The sequence below is a fragment of the Oerskovia sp. Root918 genome (assembly GCF_001428945.1).
Taxonomy (GTDB): Bacteria; Actinomycetota; Actinomycetes; order Actinomycetales; family Cellulomonadaceae; genus Oerskovia; species Oerskovia enterophila.
This window is the reverse complement of the sequence record NZ_LMJG01000015.1, coordinates 292214-306916: the sequence shown is the minus strand read 5'-3', so window position 1 is coordinate 306916 and position 14703 is coordinate 292214. Positions and strand designations below refer to the sequence as shown.

Below are 14703 nucleotides of genomic sequence, written 5' to 3'. Positions count from 1 at the left end.
ATCGATGCAAGAGTGGCATCCATGGGTCGATCACTCGATGTCCTGGCAGCGTGCGAGGCGTTCGTCGCCGTCGCCGACCGGGAGAGCTTCACGGCCGGCGCCCTGGCGGCGGGCATCAGCCAGTCCGTGGCGAGCCGACGCATCGGTGCCCTCGAGGCCCATCTGGGCGGGCGGCTGTTCGACCGGACGTCGCGGCGGGTCGCGCTCACCGCGCTCGGCCGCGGGGTCCTGCCCAGCGCCGCCCGGCTCGTCGGTGCGGCCGCCGACCTGGTCGACGACGCCAGGCGATCTCGTGCGCGCCCGCTGAGCGTGGGCGTCCCTCCGTCGGTGCCAGCGCTCGTGCTGGCAGAGCTGTGCGCAGCCGGTGCTGCCGGGCGGCTCCCGCTGGCCCCTGTCGCGGGGAACCCGGCCGAACGCGCCGAGGCCTTCCGGTCCGGGCGTACCTCGCTCTTCCTCGAGAACGTCCCCTCGGACCGGGCGCGCTGGACGGCACGGCTCGGGGTCGGCTCCCACCCGGACGACGACGCGACGGGGACGTTCCACCTGGGTGAGCTGCGCCCCGCGCGCGGACGACCGACGGGAGCCCTGCGACGGCTCTGGCTCCAGCCCGAGGACGACGTGCCCCACGTCCGCGACCGGATGGAGCGGGCCCGGGACGAGGCGGGCCTCGCTCCCGTCCAGGTCCGCGTCGCGGAGTCGACCGTGCGAGCGCTGTCCGAGATCCTCGTGTCCGACGACCTGGTCCTCTGCACACGGCCCGAGGCCTCGACCTACGACCTGCGTTGGCGCCCCCTCGGCGACCAGCAGCTCGTGCGGGCGTACGCGGTGGGCGCGGCCGACGAGAGCCTCGCGGCGCGGTTCGTCGCACTCTGCTCGTCTGCCGTCGTGACCGTGCTCGGGGCCGACGACGCGAGCGACCGTGCGACGCAGACCGGGCTGGAGCGCGTCCGTGGGTGACGGGTCGGTGGTCGGGGAGGCCGTCCGGGTGCTCGACGCAGCGGGGCTCCGGGCCTCGGTCCTCGTGCAGGATCTCGGGACGGGCAGGGAGCTCGCGATCGAGCCGGACGTGCCCTACCCGCTCGCCTCGGTCGTCAAGCTTCCTCTCCTGGTCGCGGTCCTCGAGCGGGCAGCGGCGGGGACGATCGACCTGTCGGCGGTCGTCACGCTCGGCAGGTCCGAGCGGACGCCGGGGCCGACCGGGCTCTCGCAGTTCGCCCACCCCGCGAGCGTCGCCGTCGAGGACCTGCTGTACCTCGCGACCTGCCTGAGCGACGACACCGCGGCCGATGCCCTGTTCGCGCTGTGCCCACCGGGCGAGGTCAACACCACGCTGCGCGCGCTCGGGATCACGGACGTGACGCTGCGGCACCCCATCCACGAGCTCCACCGCACCCTCGCGAGCCGCCTCGGCCCGGACGAGCTGCATCTCGCGCTCTCCCTGGCCATCCGTTCGACGACCGAGGGACGGGGGCACCTCGTCCCGCAGCTCGACGTCACGCAGGCGAACGCGGGCACGGCCCGGGGACTCGTCCGGCTGCTGCGTGAGGTGTGGACCGGACAGCGGCTCGACCGCGCGACGGTCGAGAGGACCCGTGCGCTCCTGGCCAGGAACGTCCTGCGGAACCGGCTCGCACCGGACCTCGAGAGCGACGCGTCGACCTGGTCGTCGAAGACCGGGACGTTCCTGCACCTGCGGCACGAGGTCGGGGTCCTCGAGCACCACGACGGCTCGACGTTCGCGATCGCCGTGCTGAGCGAGTCCACCGTGCCCGCACGGATCCAGCCGGCGGCCGAGCAGGCCCTCGGGTTCGCCGCCCGCGCGCTCCACGACGAGCTGCGATCGCGACGCTGAGCGGCGCCCCGCAGGCGGACCACCCGCGCCCCGGGGGATGATCGCGGAGGAGAGCAGGACGCCCGGGGCGCGTGACGCCGTCGGGCACGAGCGAACCCCGACCCCGCACCCAGGAGCCACCCATGAGCGACGACGCGACCTACGGCAGCCCCGACTTCGACTGGTCCGTGCTGACCGTCCCGACCCCGCTCGCCATGGTGCGCGGGCAGCTCGGCTTCTCGTGGCTCGAGGTCCTGGGACGGCTCGTGACCCTCAGCCAGGAGGAGTTCGAGTGGGAGCCCGGGCCGGACGCGCTGCGCGTCGTGCGGCGCGGCGACGAGCGCACGCCCCGCACGCTCGGGATCGGCGAGTGGGTCATGGAGTGGCCCGAGGGCTCCGACTCGCCCCAGCCGCGGACGATCGCGTGGCTCGTCGCGCACCTCACCGAGGCGTTCTTCGAGCGGTGGGAGTGGACGTTCGGCGACCGGATCGCCCGGCGAGACGCGGTCGCGTTCTCGGGCGAGGTGGACCCGGCGATCGAGGGCCTGACGCGCTGGGTGGACCTGTGGCGCACGGGCGTCGACGAGCTCCCCGAGGACCAGGTCTTCACGGTCGGGCTCAGCCAGGCGACCGAGATCGACGCGCAGGCGCCGTTCGGGCACCTCGTGCTCCACATGAACCGCGAGCTCATCCACCACGGCGCCGAGATCATGGTGCTGCAGGACATCTACCGGGCGCGGCACGCGGACTGAGCCGGCCGGTCGTCGGGCTTGACGCAGCGCCGCACGGGCCGCCGCCGAGCCGTGCGTCGGCAGGATCACACCGCTGCGGGGAATCCTCGGGCCGTCCCGGTCGTTGAAACCCGTCATGAGCGAAAAGGTGAAGGTCGACATCTGGTCCGACGTGGCGTGCCCCTGGTGCTACGTCGGCAAGCGCCGCTTCGAGACGGCGCTGGCCGGGTTCTCGGGCCGCGACGACGCCCCCGAGGTGGAGATCGAGTACCACTCGTTCGAGCTCGCACCGGACACCCCGGTCGACTTCGAGGGCACCGAGGTCGACTTCCTGGCCAAGCACAAGGGCATGCCCGCGGGTCAGGTCGAGCAGATGCTCGGACAGATGACGACGGTCGCCGCAGCCGAGGGGCTCGCGTACGACTTCGACGCCCTCCAGCACACCAAGACCCTCAAGGCGCACGAGCTGCTGCACTTCGCGAAGTCCCAGGGCAAGCAGGTCGAGATGAAGGAGCGCCTCCTCAAGGCGTACTTCGAGCAGGGCCGTCACGTCGGCCGCATCGAGGAGCTCGCGGCGCTCGCGGCCGAGGTCGGCCTGGACGCCGACGAGGTCCGCACCGTCCTCGAGAACGGTGACTTCGAGGACGACGTCGAGCAGGACATCGCGCAGGCCCGCGCCTACGGCATCAGCGGCGTCCCGTTCTTCGTGTTCAACGGCAAGTACGGGGTCTCGGGCGCGCAGGACCCGGCCGTCTTCACGCAGGTCCTCGACCAGGTCGTCGCGGACGCCGCGGAGTCGGTGGCCTGACCGTTCCCCCGGTCGTCCTCGGTCGCGGTCACCCACCTACCAGGTGGAATGCGACCGAGATCACAGGAGGAGCGGTAGCAAATGCGACCGAGTATCAGCCAGACTGTCGGGAAACCCGCAGCGTCGCTGGTCCTCGGTGGCAGCGCACCCGTCCTCCCTTCGAGACGATGCCCGCCCACCCACCACGAGCATCGCAGCACGTGACTTCAGGAGATCCCATGACTGACACCATGCAGGACAGCCCTTTCCACTCGATCGCGAACCCGCGTCGCACGACCCTCATGACGGTCTCGGCCGCCGAGGCCGCCGCGCCGTTCACGATGATGGGCAACGACGACGCCGCGGTGTGCGTCGACGGGGTGTGCGCTCTCCCGGAGTGACCCTTCCGTGCGCTCGAGCACGGGGTTGAGTCCGTTCTGCAGCTCAGAACGACCGCAACCTCGTTCTCGGGTGCGTCCCGCTCAGCCCCGGTGGTGCCGGCCCATCGGCACGAGGGTCGGCGTCCCCGTGATCGGGTCGGGCACCACGAGCGAGTCCAGGCCGAACACCTCGCGCACCATCCGAGCGTCGACGACGTCGCCCGGTGCGCCCTCGGTGTGCACCTTGCCGTCGCGCATCGCGACGAGGCGGTCGGAGTAGCGGCACGCCATGTCGAGGTCGTGCAGCACCATGACGACCGTGGTCCCGCGCGACTCGTTGAGGTCCACGAGCAGGTCCAGCACGTCGATCTGGTGGGCGATGTCGAGGAACGTCGTCGGCTCGTCGAGCAGCAGCAGGTCGGTGCGCTGCGCGAGCGCCATGGCGATCCACACGCGCTGCCGCTGCCCGCCCGACAGCTCGTCCACGGACCGCTCGGCCAGGTCGAGCGTCCCGGTCGAGGCGAGCGCGTCCGCCACGGCCTCGTCGTCGCCCGCGGTCCAGCGGCGGAACCAGCCCTGGTGGGGGTAGCGGCCGCGGCCCACGAGGTCCGCGACCGTGATGCCGTCGGGGGCCACGGGGCTCTGCGGCAGCAGGCCCAGCGTGGTCGCGACCCGCTTGGTGGGCAGCGTGCGGATGTCCTCGCCGTCGAGCAGGACGGCCCCGCCCACGGGCTTGAGCAGGCGTGCGAGGCCGCGCAGCAGCGTCGACTTGCCGCACCCGTTGGAGCCGACGATCGACGTGATCTTCCCGGCCGCGACCGTGAGGCTCAGGTCCTCGACGACGCGGCGCTCGTCGTACGCGAGCGACACGTGGTCGGCTGCGAGCGTGTGCGTCCCGGCGGCGCGCGCTCCGGCACCACCGGCCGCGGCGTGCGGAGCCCGCGCGTCGGCAGGAGGCCCGACGGCGTCGCTCGCCTCGGGCGCGCCCCCGGCGGTCTCGGGGTGTTCGGTCATTCTCAGCCTCCGCGTCCGGAACGGTTGGTGCGCACGAGCAGCCACAGCAGGTAGGGGGCGCCGACGATCCCCGTGACGACGCCCACGGGCAGCGTCACGTCGGGGATCGCGAACTGTGCGACGAGGTCGGAGCCGAGCACGAGCAACGCGCCCACGAGCGCCGCGGGCACGAGCGCGAGCCGGCCGTCGCCCAGGGTGCGGCGGGCGATGGGGGCCGCGACGAGCGCGACGAACGCGACGGGGCCCACGACCGCGACGGCCGATCCGGCGAGGCCCACGGCTACCAGGATCAGCAGGAGCCGGGAGCGCTCGACGCGGATGCCGAGCGCGGCCGCGGCGTCGTCGCCGAGCTCGAGCGAGCGCAGCCGCGGTGCCAGGAAGGCGGTGAGCGGCACGAGCACCGCGAAGCAGATGAGCAACGGGTTGAGCGTCGACCAGTCGGAGCGCGCGAGCGAGCCCGTGATCCACACGAGCGCGGCCTGCGCGTCACGCACGTCGCTCGTCGTGAGGACCCACGAGACCACGCTCATGCACAGGGCCGCGACGCCGATCCCGATCAGGACGAGCCGGTACCCGGCCACTCCGCCGCGCCACGCGAGCAGGTAGATCGCGACGGCCGCGACGAGCGACCCGGCGAGCACCAGACCGGTGAGCGCGAGCCCGCTGATCCCCAGGACCACGACGCCCACGACGCCCGCGGCGCTCGCGCTCTGCGTGATCCCGATGATGTCGGGGCTCGCGAGCGGGTTGCGCACGATCGACTGGAACAGCGCGCCCGACAGCCCGAGCGTGGCCCCGACGACCAGGGCCGTCAGGAGGCGGGGGAGGCGCAGCTCGACGATCACGAACTGCGTGAGGACGTCGGCTCGGCCCAGGACCGTGTCGAGGATGCCGGAGAGCGGGACGGCCGCGTCGCCCAGCGTCAGCCCGATCGCGGCGAGCACCACGAGCGCGACCGACAGCCCGGTGACCAGGCGCGCCTCGCGCGCCCGCCCGCGGTGGCGCGAGGCTCGGGCGACGTCGATGCCCTGGTGAGCGGCGCCGTCGGGCAGGCCGTGCGGGACGGTGGTCGGGGCGCTCACAGCGACACCGTCTTCCCGCGCCGCACGAGCGCGATGAACAGGGGCGCACCCACGACGGCCGTGACCACGCCCACCTGGAGCTCGCCCGGCCGGGCCACGACGCGCCCGATCACGTCGCAGCCGATGAGCAGCACGGGCGCCGCGACGACCGCGTACGGGAGCACCCACCGGTAGTCCAGCCCGACGACGTAGCGCGCCACGTGCGGGACGACGAGCCCCACGAACGCGACGGGTCCCACTGCCGCGGTCGCGGCCCCGCACAGCAGGACGATCGCGATGCCCGCGACGACGCGCGTGCGGGTCACGTCCTGCCCGAGGCCGCGCGCGACGTCGTCGCCCAGGGCCAGGCCGTTGAGCGAGCGGCCGAGCGCGAGGGCCAGGACGAGGCCCACGACCACGAACGGCAGCACCTGCCACATGACCGTCGAGCCGCGCGCCGCGAGCGAGCCGACCTGCCAGAAGCGCATGAGGTCGAGCGCAGCGCGGTCGACCAGGAGGACCGCGGTCACGACCGACGTCAGTGCCGCCGTGACGGCCGCACCGGCGAGGGCGAGCTTGACGGGTGTCGCACCCTCGCGCCCCACGCTCGCGACGCCGTAGACGACCGCGGCCGCGACGGCGGCTCCGATGAACGCGAACCACACGTAGCCGCCGACCTGCGAGACGCCGAAGAACGAGATCGCGCCGACCACGAAGAGCGAGGCTCCTGCGCTGATGCCGAGCAGGCCCGGGTCGGCGAGCGGGTTGCGCGTCAGGCCCTGCATCAGGGTTCCCGCGGCGCCGAGCGCGGCCCCCGCGACCAGGCCCACGAGCGTGCGGGGCACGCGCTTCTCGACCACCACGAGGTGGTCGGGGTTGGTCGGGTCGTAGCTCGTGAGGGCGTCCACGACGACGCTCAGCGGCAGGGCGTTGGCCCCGACCGCGAGGCTCAGTGCGCACACCGCGGCCAAGGCAACGAGCAAGGTGGCGAGTCCGATGACGAGACGCCGACGACGGGCCGGGCGACGAGTGGTCGCCCGGCCCGTGCCGGCGTCAGTGCTGTGGGTCGTGCTCATGAGTGGTGCGAGACTACGACACCTTCTCGGCGGCGGCCGCGAGCTGCGGCACGTACTGGTCGAGCATCCACGGGATCGAGAGCGCGGTGGGGGCGCTCGACGCCATGACGAACGACTCGCCGACGATCGGGGCGAAGCGGCCCTCGGCCACGGTGGGCATCGCGGCGATGACCGGGTCGGCCACGAACGTGTCGACGTCGGCCTGCGTCGCGAAGTACATGATGAGGACGTCGGTGTCGATCTTGGAGACGTTCTCGTAGCTCAGCGGGTACCAGAAGGTGCCGGACGTCGGGTCGGCGTCGAGCTCCTCGACGCTCGGGGAGAGCGTCATGCCCAGGTCCTCGACGACCTGCACGCGCGGGTCCTCGGCGCGGTAGACGTTGAGCTGGTCGGCCGTGTTGGCTGCCGCGTACAGGAACGACTTGCCCTGGATGACGGGGTACGCGTCCGACTGTGCGGTGATGCCGGCGGTCGTCTCCTCGACGAGCGCGTCGGCCTCCTCCGACAGGCCCAGGGCGTCACCGACGATGTCGAGCTGCTCCTGCCAGGACAGCGCCCAGGGCTGGTCCGGGTAGGCGACGACCGGCGCGATCTTGGAGAGCTTGTCGAACTCCTCCTGGGTGATGCCCGAGTAAGGGGCCAGGATGACGTCGGGCTTGGCCGCGACGACCTCCTCGAACGGCACCTCGCTCGTGTCGCCGCCCGAGAGCAGCGTCGGCGTCTCGGCGCCCATCTCGTCGAGCTTCTCGGCGACCCAGGGGAGCACGCCGTCCTCGTTGCCGCCGTACTTGTAGGCGGGCATCGCGACGGGCACGACGCCCAGCGCCAGGACGGCGTCCTGCGTCGACCAGCCCCACGTCACGACGCGCTCGGGCTTCTCCTCGATGACGGCCTCGCCGAGCGCGCTGTCGATCGTGACGGGGAAGGCGCCCTCGGACGCGGTGCTGTCGGCTGCTGGCGACGAGGCGTCGTCGCCCGACCCGCCGGAGCAGGCGCCGAGCGCGAAGGCGGTGGCGACGGTCGCGGCGACCAGGGCCGTGGGCCGGAGCCGTCGAGAGATGGTGCGAGCGGACATGATGCTCCTCGGTCGGTGCTGCGCGGGGGATGCTGCTAGAGGTAAGGCTAACCTCATCGGCTGGGAGCGAGGGGCGGTCGTGGGCGGTGAGGGCCAGTGGGATGGTTCACAACGCGGTGTCATCTCCCGGCCGGGGCGTGTCGGGGAGCGGCCGTCCGGGGCTGGTCGGTGTGCTGGTGCGGTGCGGTGCGGTGCGGTGCGGTGCTGGTGCTGGTGCCGAGCACGAGGTTGCGGTCGTTATGACCGGCTTGGTGACCGCAACCTCGTGCTCGACGGCACGGAACCTCGTGCTCAGTTCCCCCGGTGGTCCTGGATCGAGAGCCTCGGCCCCCGCCGCGGCGCGTGGCCCAGTCCCGACACCTCGAGCAGCCGCACGACCCGGTACCGGTGGGGCGCGTAGGGCGCGAGCAGCCGCAGCATCCCGGCGTCGTCGGTCCGTTCGCCGGTCAGCGCCCAGCCGACGGCCTTGGCGAGGTGGAAGTCGCCGACCGACACCGCGTCCGCGTCTCCGAGCGCCCGCTGCCCGACCTCCGCGGCCGTCCACACCCCGACCCCGGGCACGAGCTGCAACCGCGCCTGCGCCGCGGTCGGGTCCATCGCGGTGCACTCCTCGAGCCGGCGTGCGACGCGCGCGCACTCGACGACGGTCCGCGCCCGTCGGGGGTCGACGCCGGCCCGGTGCCAGTCCCACGTGGGGATCGTGGCCCAGGTCCGGGCGTCGGGGACCACTCGCATGCCGTCGGGGGCAGGGCCCGGTGCGGGCGTCCCGTAGCGTGCGAGCAGCCAGCGCCACGCGTGGTGGGCGGTCACGGTCTGCACCTTCTGCTCGAGGACCGCAGGCACGAGCGCCTCGAGCACCCGCCCGGTACGGGGGACGCGCAGCCCGGGGTGCCTGCGGTGCGCGTCCGCGAGGCGGGCAGGAGGCGTGAAGGAGGCAGCGTCGTCGGGCTCCCCGAGGAGCACGGGGAGCGACGCGGCGAGCTCGCCCGCCCCGGGCCCCCACGCCTGCCCGACGACGTCACGCACCCCCGCCTGCACCAGGCGGTAGGTCACGGGCCCGGTCGGGAAGAGGCTCGTGCGCCAGGTCCCAGCCTGAGGGCCGGTCGGCACCACGCGGAACGTGGGGTCGTAGGGGCCGCGCGCGAGCTTCGCGAGCGTCGAGCGCAGGTCGAGCGGGCGCTCGGAACGCAGGACGAGGGGGAGCGGTGCGGTGGAGGTGTCGACAGGGTCGGCCGGTCCTGTCCCGGCGAGCGCCGGGGCGGGGAGCGGAGACGCGGTCATCGCTCCAGTGTCGCACCGGAGCCTGAGGCTCCCGGTGGGACGATCTGCCGAGCACGAGGTTGCGGTCGTTATGAGCCGCGGAACGGACGCAACCTCGTTCTCGGCAGCTCGGGAGGGTCAGTCGAAGAGCGTCGACTCGGTCCAGGCGTCCGCGGCGGCCTTGCTCGCTGCGGTGGCCCCGACCTTGGTGGCCGGACGGCCCGCAGCAGCCGGCCGCTTGGCGGGCGCGACCGCGAGGTCGTCGGTGCCAGCGAGCGTGGCCCGCTCCTCGCCGCGCCCGGCGGCCCAGTCCTGCGCAGCGAGGCCTGCGAGCTGGTCGGCCCGCTCGTTGAAGTGGTTGCCGACGTGCCCCCGCACCCACCGGAACCGCACCGGTCCGGGGCGGGCCTGGATCGCGGCCTCGATGCCCTGCACGAGCTCGAGGTTCTTCACGGGGCTGCCGCCGGCCGTCCGCCAGCCCTTGCGCTTCCAGCCCTCGAGCCACTCCGACGCGCACTTGATGGCGTACTGGGAGTCGGACTCGATGAGGAGCGGCTCTGCGCTCTGGTGGGCGCGTACCGCCTCCAGCAGAGCCATGAGCTCCGCGATCTGGTTCGTCCCGGAGGCTGCGCCGCCAGAGTCGAAGGTTCCGTCGTGGTTGATCCACGCCCAACCGATCGCTCCACCCGGGTTGACCAGGCACGAGCCGTCGGTGCTGACAGTGATCACTTGTGCGTCCTCGCTCATCGGAGTCGGAAGTCCGTCGCGCCCATTGTCCCCGACTTTCGGGGGCGCCAGGACCGCTGTCTGCCCGCCGCACGTGCCTCGCGTGCCCGACGACGGAGCGCACCCGTGCGCGCGTGGTGCGCTTCGTCGTCGGGCACCGGGGTTCCACCGGGAACGGGGTGACGGACGCCTCAGGCGAGCGACGACCACCGGGCACGACGAGCCCAGGAGCCCCCGACAGCACGACGCCCCCGCCCCCACCGGTGACCGGGGGAGCGAGGGCGACGCGTGATCAGGCCGTGGTCAGCTGACGCCGAGCAGGTCGATCACGAAGACGAGCGTCTTGCCGGACAGGCGGTGGCCACCACCGGCCGGGCCGTACGCGAGCTCCGGGGGGCAGACGAGCTTGCGGCGCCCGCCGACCTTCATCCCCGGGATGCCCTGCTGCCAGCCGGCGATGAGGCTGCGCAGCGGGAAGTTGATGGACTGGCCACGGCTCCAGGACGAGTCGAACTCCTCGCCGGAGTCGTACTCGACGCCCAGGTAGTGGACGTTGACGGTCGAGCCGGGCTGCGCCTCGGCGCCGTCGCCGACGATCAGGTCGACGACCTCGAGCTCGGTGGGGGCCGGGCCCTCGGGGGCATCGACCTCAGGACGGGTGCGTTCGGTGTTCTCGGACATGTTCCGATCCAACCACGGGACGCCCCCGCAGCGGCTGTCGGAACTCCCGCGAACCGCAGAACCGTGCGGAAAAGTTGGGGATCCCGAAACCCACGGAGGCCCCTTTCTTGCCATGATGAACGCATGACACCCCCCGCTGCCCCGAGCTCCGGCATGCCCGCGCACGCCGGCGAGGCCCGCCGTCGGACCCCTCAGGAGATCCGTCGCTGGCGCCAGTACCTGGCCGACGAGCGTGCTGAGGCCGCGTCCTACCGCGACCTCGCGTCGCGCCGCTCGGGCGAGGAGAAGGAGATCCTGCTGGCGCTCGCGGACGCCGAGAAGCGCCACGAGGACCACTGGCTCGCGCTGCTGGGCGACGACGCAGGCAAGCCCCTGCGCGGCGACTGGCGCACACGGTCGCTCGGGCTGTTCGCGCGCCGGTTCGGCGGGGTGTTCGTGCTCGCTCTCGCACAGCGGGCCGAGGCCCGCTCGACATACGAGACCGACGTCGACGCGACCGCTGCGATGGCCGCCGACGAACGCATCCACGAGGAGGTCGTGCGAGGGCTCGCGACGCGCGGGCGCATGCGCATGTCGGGGACGTTCCGTGCCGCGGTGTTCGGCGCGAACGACGGCCTGGTCTCCAACCTCGCGCTGATCCTGGGGATCGGGGCGTCGGGTGCGTCGAACGAGACCGTGCTGCTCACGGGTCTCGCGGGCTTGCTCGCCGGCGCGCTGTCGATGGGGGCGGGCGAGTACGTGTCGGTGCGGTCGCAGCGCGAGCTGCTCGACGCGTCGACGCCCAGCCCGCTGGCCTCGGCCGCGCTGCCGCACCTCGACGTCGACGCCAACGAGCTCGCGCTCGTCTACCGGGCACGTGGCCTGACGCCTGAGGAGGCCGAGAGGCACGCGGGCGAGGTGCTGTCGACGTACACCGCGGCGACCGTGATCGCCCCGGCCGCCGAGGTGGACGAGTTCGAGACGCACGGCTCCGCGATGGGGGCGGCCGTGTCGTCGTTCCTCTTCTTCGCGTCGGGCGCGCTCGTCCCGGTGCTGCCGTACCTGTTCGGCCTCCAGGGCGGGGTCGCGGTGCTCGTCGGGAGCGTCCTCGTGGGGTTGGCGCTGCTCGGGACGGGCGCAACGGTCGGGCTGCTGTCGGGGGCGTCACCCGTCAAGCGGGCGCTGCGCCAGATCGCGATCGGGTTCGGTGCGGCCGCCGCGACGTACGCGCTGGGGCTGATCTTCGGGACCACGGTCGGGTAACGGGGCGGGTCGTGGGCGCGGGTGAATCGCCCGCCGTCGGCATGCGGAGCGCGGCGGCCTCTCCTACGGTGGGAACTCGTACGACCGTTCCACCGACGAGGATGCCGATGCCCAGGTCTGCCGCAGCTCTCCCCGTGCGCTCCCGCGCGCGTCGGTGGCTCGTGCGCGGACTGGTTGCCGGTGCCGGCGCCGGGGTCGGGACGCTCCTCGCGATCGGGACTGCCGGCTCGGCTGCCGCGGCCGACGACCCGCTCGGTGTCGGTGGGCTCCTCGCCCCCGTGACGGGCACGGTCCAGCAGGTCGTGGAGCCGATCGTCACCCCCGTCGTGCACGACGTCGTCAAGCCCGTGCTCGACCCGGTCGTGCAGCAGGTCGTGACTCCCGTGGCGAAGCCGGTCGCACCGGTCGTCGAGGCGGTCGCAGCGCCGGTCGCCCCCGTGGTCAAGCCCGTGGCCGACGTCGTCGCTCCCGTCACGGGGGGCGTCGCCCAGGTCGTGGCACCGGTCGCGGAGCCCGTGGTGGATGCTGTCGCTCCGGCGGTCACGCCCGTGCTCGACACGCTCGCCCCGGTGACCGCACCGGTCGCCGACTCGCTGGCTCCGGTGGTCGCGCCGATCCTCGAGCCGCTCGCTCCCGTGCTGAACCCGGTGCTCGATCCGCTGGCCCCCGTGGTCGGCGCGCTCGACCCGGTCCTCGGGTCGGTGCTGGATCCTCTGGCCCCGGTCGTGGACCCGATCCTCCCGGGGACGGGGCCCGGGACGGTTCCGGGCGATGGCAACGAGGTGGTCCCCTCTGTTCCCGGCGGCACGGCTCCTGGAAAGGGGGTCGACGACGTCGCGACCGTTCCGGACGCGGCACCCCACCTGGGTGGGGGAGCGACCGGTCCTGACGCGTCGCCCCCAGCACTCGGGGTGGAGACGTCGGTGGACGGGCTCGAGGCCGCGGCGCCCGGCCGTCTCCGTCTCGGCGACAGGGCGCCTTTCGGCTCGCTCGCTTCCGTCTCTGATACCTCCGCAGCTGTGCTGAGCAGCCCCACCCACGGACCCCTGGGGAGCCCTCTGTCCGGGCCCGGGGGAGTCGACTCCGCGGCGCCGTCGAGCGGTTCCAGCACCGTGTCCCCTCGTGGCGGCTCCGGTGGTGACTCGGCTCTCTCGGCCGCCTCCCTGTTCTTCGCCCCCTCGACGCTCTGGGCGCTGCCCGACGCCGAGGCGCGTGCGGCCCACTCCTCCACGTTCTTCGAGGTCCCTGTCTCCCCTGCGTGACCTGGCCACGTCGCGCCCTCGCGTGCGGCACGAGCCATCCGGCGCAGCCCCCTTCGCGGCGCGCCGTCCACGTCATGCAAGGAGAAACGATCATGCACACCTACGTTCGTCGTGCGCTGCAGACAGCGCTCGTCACAGGCGGCCTGCTGGCCGTCGGGGCCGTCTCGGCCCAGGCCTCCGAGGGGGACCTCCTCGGCAACCTCGGACTCGACCTCGGGGTCGACGTCCCGCTCAGCCAGGTCGTCGGGGTCCTCCCCGACGTCGCCGTCGACGTCCCGGTGAACGTGCCGGTCAACGTCTCGGACGTCGCCGTCGGGGTCCTCGGGGACGCTGCGGTGAGCTCGCCGGCACCGGCACCGGCACCTGCGCCCGCGCCGGCACTGGTCACGGCACCCCCGACGGGTGGCCCCGCGGACATCGCGATCGACGTGCCGATCACGGTCCCGGTGGACGTCTCCGGCGTCGCCGTGGGCATCCTCGGGGACGCTGCGGTGAGCTCACCTGCACCTGCACCTGCACCTGCACCTGCACCCGCACCGGCGCCTGTGCCCGCTCCGGTGTCCGACGCCGAATCCGCCGGCGTCGATGTCGACGTGCCGGTCACGGTCCCCGTGAACGTCTCGGGGATCGCCGCAGGCGTCCTGGGGGACGCGACGGTCTCGTCGCCTGCTCCTGTCCAGCCGGTAGCTGCGGAGCCCGCTCCCGCGGGGAGTGAGGCGCCGTCGGGCGGTGTCTCGGTCGACATCCCCGTGACGGTGCCGGTCAGCGTGACGGACATCGCGGTGGGCGTTCTCGGAGACGCGTCAGTCAGTCCTGGTGCAGTTGCTGGTGCCGGCACAGGTACCGACGCAGGGGGCGCCACGGGGATCCCGGGCGGCCTGCTGGGTGGGCTGACCGGTGGTGGTCTGTTGGACGGCGTCCTCGGTGAGGACGGGCTCCTTGACGGGATCCTCGGGGGCGACGGCCTGCTGGGGTCGCTGCCCGACGTCAGCGTGAACCTGCCGATCACCGTCCCGGTGGACGTGTCCTGCTTGGGCGTCGGCCTCCTGGGCAACGCCTCGGTCGGGTGCCCTGCCGCGGCAGTCGTCGACCCCACGGACCCGGTCGACCCCACGGACCCGACGGACCCGACGGACCCGACGGACCCCGTGGACCCCGTGGACCCGACCGACCCGACGGACCCCGTGGACCCGACCGACCCCGTGGACCCGACCGACCCCGCTGACCCGGTCATGCCGACGATCTCGGTCGACCCTGCCGGGTCGACGGACACCGTCCAGACGGTCAGCCGTCAGGTCGCGACGGGATCTGGCACGGTCGCCGCAGCCTCGGTCACGGCGGCGAGGTCGGGATCGCTCGCGACGACCGGTGCGGACTATGGGCTGCTGGTGCTCGCCGGTGTCCTCGTCCTCCTGGGCCAGGCGGTCCGCCTCCTGGTGCGTCGACGCGAGCCGACGCGTGAAGCGGGGATCCGCTCGGTCGACTGAGCAGATCCTGTCGCGCTGATGCTCGGCTGAACCGCAGGGCCGGGCCGTTCGTCCCTCGGACGGCCCGGCCTCGAGCGCGCCTGCCCGAAT

The 14703-nt window shown here is 73.2% G+C and carries 15 protein-coding genes; 8 read left to right on the top strand and 7 right to left on the bottom strand.

Translation table 11 applies throughout. The annotated features are described in order from the left end of the window. Positions 1 to 21: 21 nt before the first annotated feature. The 5 genes from ASE27_RS16550 (at position 22) to ASE27_RS20355 (ending at position 3750) form a co-directional block, all read left to right on the top strand. On the top strand, positions 22 to 957 hold the full coding sequence (locus ASE27_RS16550; RefSeq protein WP_056652911.1) for a LysR family transcriptional regulator: 936 nt from the start codon (positions 22 to 24) through the stop codon (positions 955 to 957). Continuing rightward, positions 950 to 1852: a serine hydrolase gene (locus tag ASE27_RS16545; RefSeq protein ID WP_157257676.1), complete on the top strand. Its 903-nt coding sequence runs from the start codon at positions 950 to 952 to the stop codon at positions 1850 to 1852. The genes ASE27_RS16550 and ASE27_RS16545 overlap by 8 nt, the downstream gene beginning before the upstream one ends. A gap of 122 nt (positions 1853 to 1974) precedes the next feature. Beyond that, positions 1975 to 2583: a DinB family protein gene (locus ASE27_RS16540; RefSeq protein ID WP_056652908.1), complete on the top strand. Its 609-nt coding sequence runs from the start codon at positions 1975 to 1977 to the stop codon at positions 2581 to 2583. A 115-nt stretch (positions 2584 to 2698) separates the two neighbouring features. Then, positions 2699 to 3370 carry a DsbA family protein gene (locus ASE27_RS16535; protein ID WP_056652905.1) on the top strand — a complete coding sequence of 224 codons (672 nt, stop codon included), beginning with the start codon at positions 2699 to 2701 and terminating at the stop codon, positions 3368 to 3370. Positions 3371 to 3588: 218 nt separating this feature from the next. Further along, positions 3589 to 3750: a hypothetical protein gene (locus tag ASE27_RS20355; protein ID WP_157257675.1), complete on the top strand. Its 162-nt coding sequence runs from the start codon at positions 3589 to 3591 to the stop codon at positions 3748 to 3750. 81 nt (positions 3751 to 3831) lie between these two features. Here the strand turns inward: ASE27_RS20355 and ASE27_RS16530 are convergent, their stop codons facing one another. From ASE27_RS16530 to ASE27_RS16500, 7 genes are all read right to left on the bottom strand, one after another. Then, the gene (locus ASE27_RS16530) at positions 3832 to 4743 is read right to left on the bottom strand and encodes an ABC transporter ATP-binding protein (protein ID WP_082609045.1); all 912 of its coding nucleotides are present in this window, start codon (positions 4741 to 4743) and stop codon (positions 3832 to 3834) included. Between the two features lie 2 nt (positions 4744 to 4745). Next, positions 4746 to 5825, bottom strand: coding sequence for an iron chelate uptake ABC transporter family permease subunit (locus ASE27_RS16525; RefSeq protein ID WP_235535469.1), 1080 nt, complete (start codon positions 5823 to 5825; stop codon positions 4746 to 4748). Then, entirely contained in the window at positions 5822 to 6880 is a 1059-nt protein-coding gene (locus ASE27_RS16520) for an iron ABC transporter permease (RefSeq protein WP_056652903.1), read from the bottom strand. The genes ASE27_RS16525 and ASE27_RS16520 overlap by 4 nt, the downstream gene beginning before the upstream one ends. Before the next feature lie 13 nt (positions 6881 to 6893). Next, positions 6894 to 7955 carry an iron-siderophore ABC transporter substrate-binding protein gene (locus ASE27_RS16515; RefSeq protein WP_056652900.1) on the bottom strand — a complete coding sequence of 354 codons (1062 nt, stop codon included), beginning with the start codon at positions 7953 to 7955 and terminating at the stop codon, positions 6894 to 6896. Positions 7956 to 8246: 291 nt separating this feature from the next. Next, on the bottom strand, positions 8247 to 9236 hold the full coding sequence (locus ASE27_RS16510; RefSeq protein ID WP_235535468.1) for a DNA-3-methyladenine glycosylase: 990 nt from the start codon (positions 9234 to 9236) through the stop codon (positions 8247 to 8249). A 117-nt stretch (positions 9237 to 9353) separates the two neighbouring features. After that, positions 9354 to 9944 (bottom strand): ribonuclease H, encoded by a 591-nt coding sequence (locus tag ASE27_RS16505; RefSeq protein ID WP_082609044.1) that lies wholly within the window; start codon positions 9942 to 9944, stop codon positions 9354 to 9356. Between the two features lie 300 nt (positions 9945 to 10244). Beyond that, positions 10245 to 10622, bottom strand: coding sequence for an FKBP-type peptidyl-prolyl cis-trans isomerase (locus tag ASE27_RS16500; RefSeq protein ID WP_056652896.1), 378 nt, complete (start codon positions 10620 to 10622; stop codon positions 10245 to 10247). Positions 10623 to 10775: 153 nt separating this feature from the next. Here ASE27_RS16500 and ASE27_RS16495 point away from each other — a divergent pair, with 153 nt between their 5' ends. The 3 genes from ASE27_RS16495 (at position 10776) to ASE27_RS20985 (ending at position 14613) form a co-directional block, all read left to right on the top strand. Continuing rightward, positions 10776 to 11864 carry a VIT1/CCC1 family protein gene (locus ASE27_RS16495; RefSeq protein WP_056652893.1) on the top strand — a complete coding sequence of 363 codons (1089 nt, stop codon included), beginning with the start codon at positions 10776 to 10778 and terminating at the stop codon, positions 11862 to 11864. 107 nt (positions 11865 to 11971) lie between these two features. Next, entirely contained in the window at positions 11972 to 13126 is a 1155-nt protein-coding gene (locus tag ASE27_RS16490; RefSeq protein ID WP_157257674.1) for a hypothetical protein, read from the top strand. Positions 13127 to 13218: 92 nt separating this feature from the next. Beyond that, positions 13219 to 14613 carry a hypothetical protein gene (locus tag ASE27_RS20985; protein WP_056652887.1) on the top strand — a complete coding sequence of 465 codons (1395 nt, stop codon included), beginning with the start codon at positions 13219 to 13221 and terminating at the stop codon, positions 14611 to 14613. Positions 14614 to 14703 lie beyond the last annotated feature (90 nt).

Excerpts from the sequence above, each read along its gene's own strand:
- ASE27_RS16550 (WP_056652911.1), top strand. The coding sequence starts at position 22 with ATGGGTCGATCACTCGATGTCCTGGCAGCGTGCGAGGCGTTCGTCGCC.
- ASE27_RS16500 (WP_056652896.1), bottom strand. The coding sequence starts at position 10,622 with ATGTCCGAGAACACCGAACGCACCCGTCCTGAGGTCGATGCCCCCGAG.
- ASE27_RS16515 (WP_056652900.1), bottom strand. The coding sequence starts at position 7,955 with ATGTCCGCTCGCACCATCTCTCGACGGCTCCGGCCCACGGCCCTGGTC.
- ASE27_RS16530 (WP_082609045.1), bottom strand. The coding sequence starts at position 4,743 with ATGACCGAACACCCCGAGACCGCCGGGGGCGCGCCCGAGGCGAGCGAC.
- ASE27_RS16490 (WP_157257674.1), top strand. The coding sequence starts at position 11,972 with ATGCCCAGGTCTGCCGCAGCTCTCCCCGTGCGCTCCCGCGCGCGTCGG.
- ASE27_RS16535 (WP_056652905.1), top strand. The coding sequence starts at position 2,699 with ATGAGCGAAAAGGTGAAGGTCGACATCTGGTCCGACGTGGCGTGCCCC.
- ASE27_RS16510 (WP_235535468.1), bottom strand. The coding sequence starts at position 9,236 with ATGACCGCGTCTCCGCTCCCCGCCCCGGCGCTCGCCGGGACAGGACCG.
- ASE27_RS16495 (WP_056652893.1), top strand. The coding sequence starts at position 10,776 with ATGCCCGCGCACGCCGGCGAGGCCCGCCGTCGGACCCCTCAGGAGATC.
- ASE27_RS16540 (WP_056652908.1), top strand. The coding sequence starts at position 1,975 with ATGAGCGACGACGCGACCTACGGCAGCCCCGACTTCGACTGGTCCGTG.
- ASE27_RS16520 (WP_056652903.1), bottom strand. The coding sequence starts at position 6,880 with ATGAGCACGACCCACAGCACTGACGCCGGCACGGGCCGGGCGACCACT.
- ASE27_RS20355 (WP_157257675.1), top strand. The coding sequence starts at position 3,589 with ATGACTGACACCATGCAGGACAGCCCTTTCCACTCGATCGCGAACCCG.
- ASE27_RS20985 (WP_056652887.1), top strand. The coding sequence starts at position 13,219 with ATGCACACCTACGTTCGTCGTGCGCTGCAGACAGCGCTCGTCACAGGC.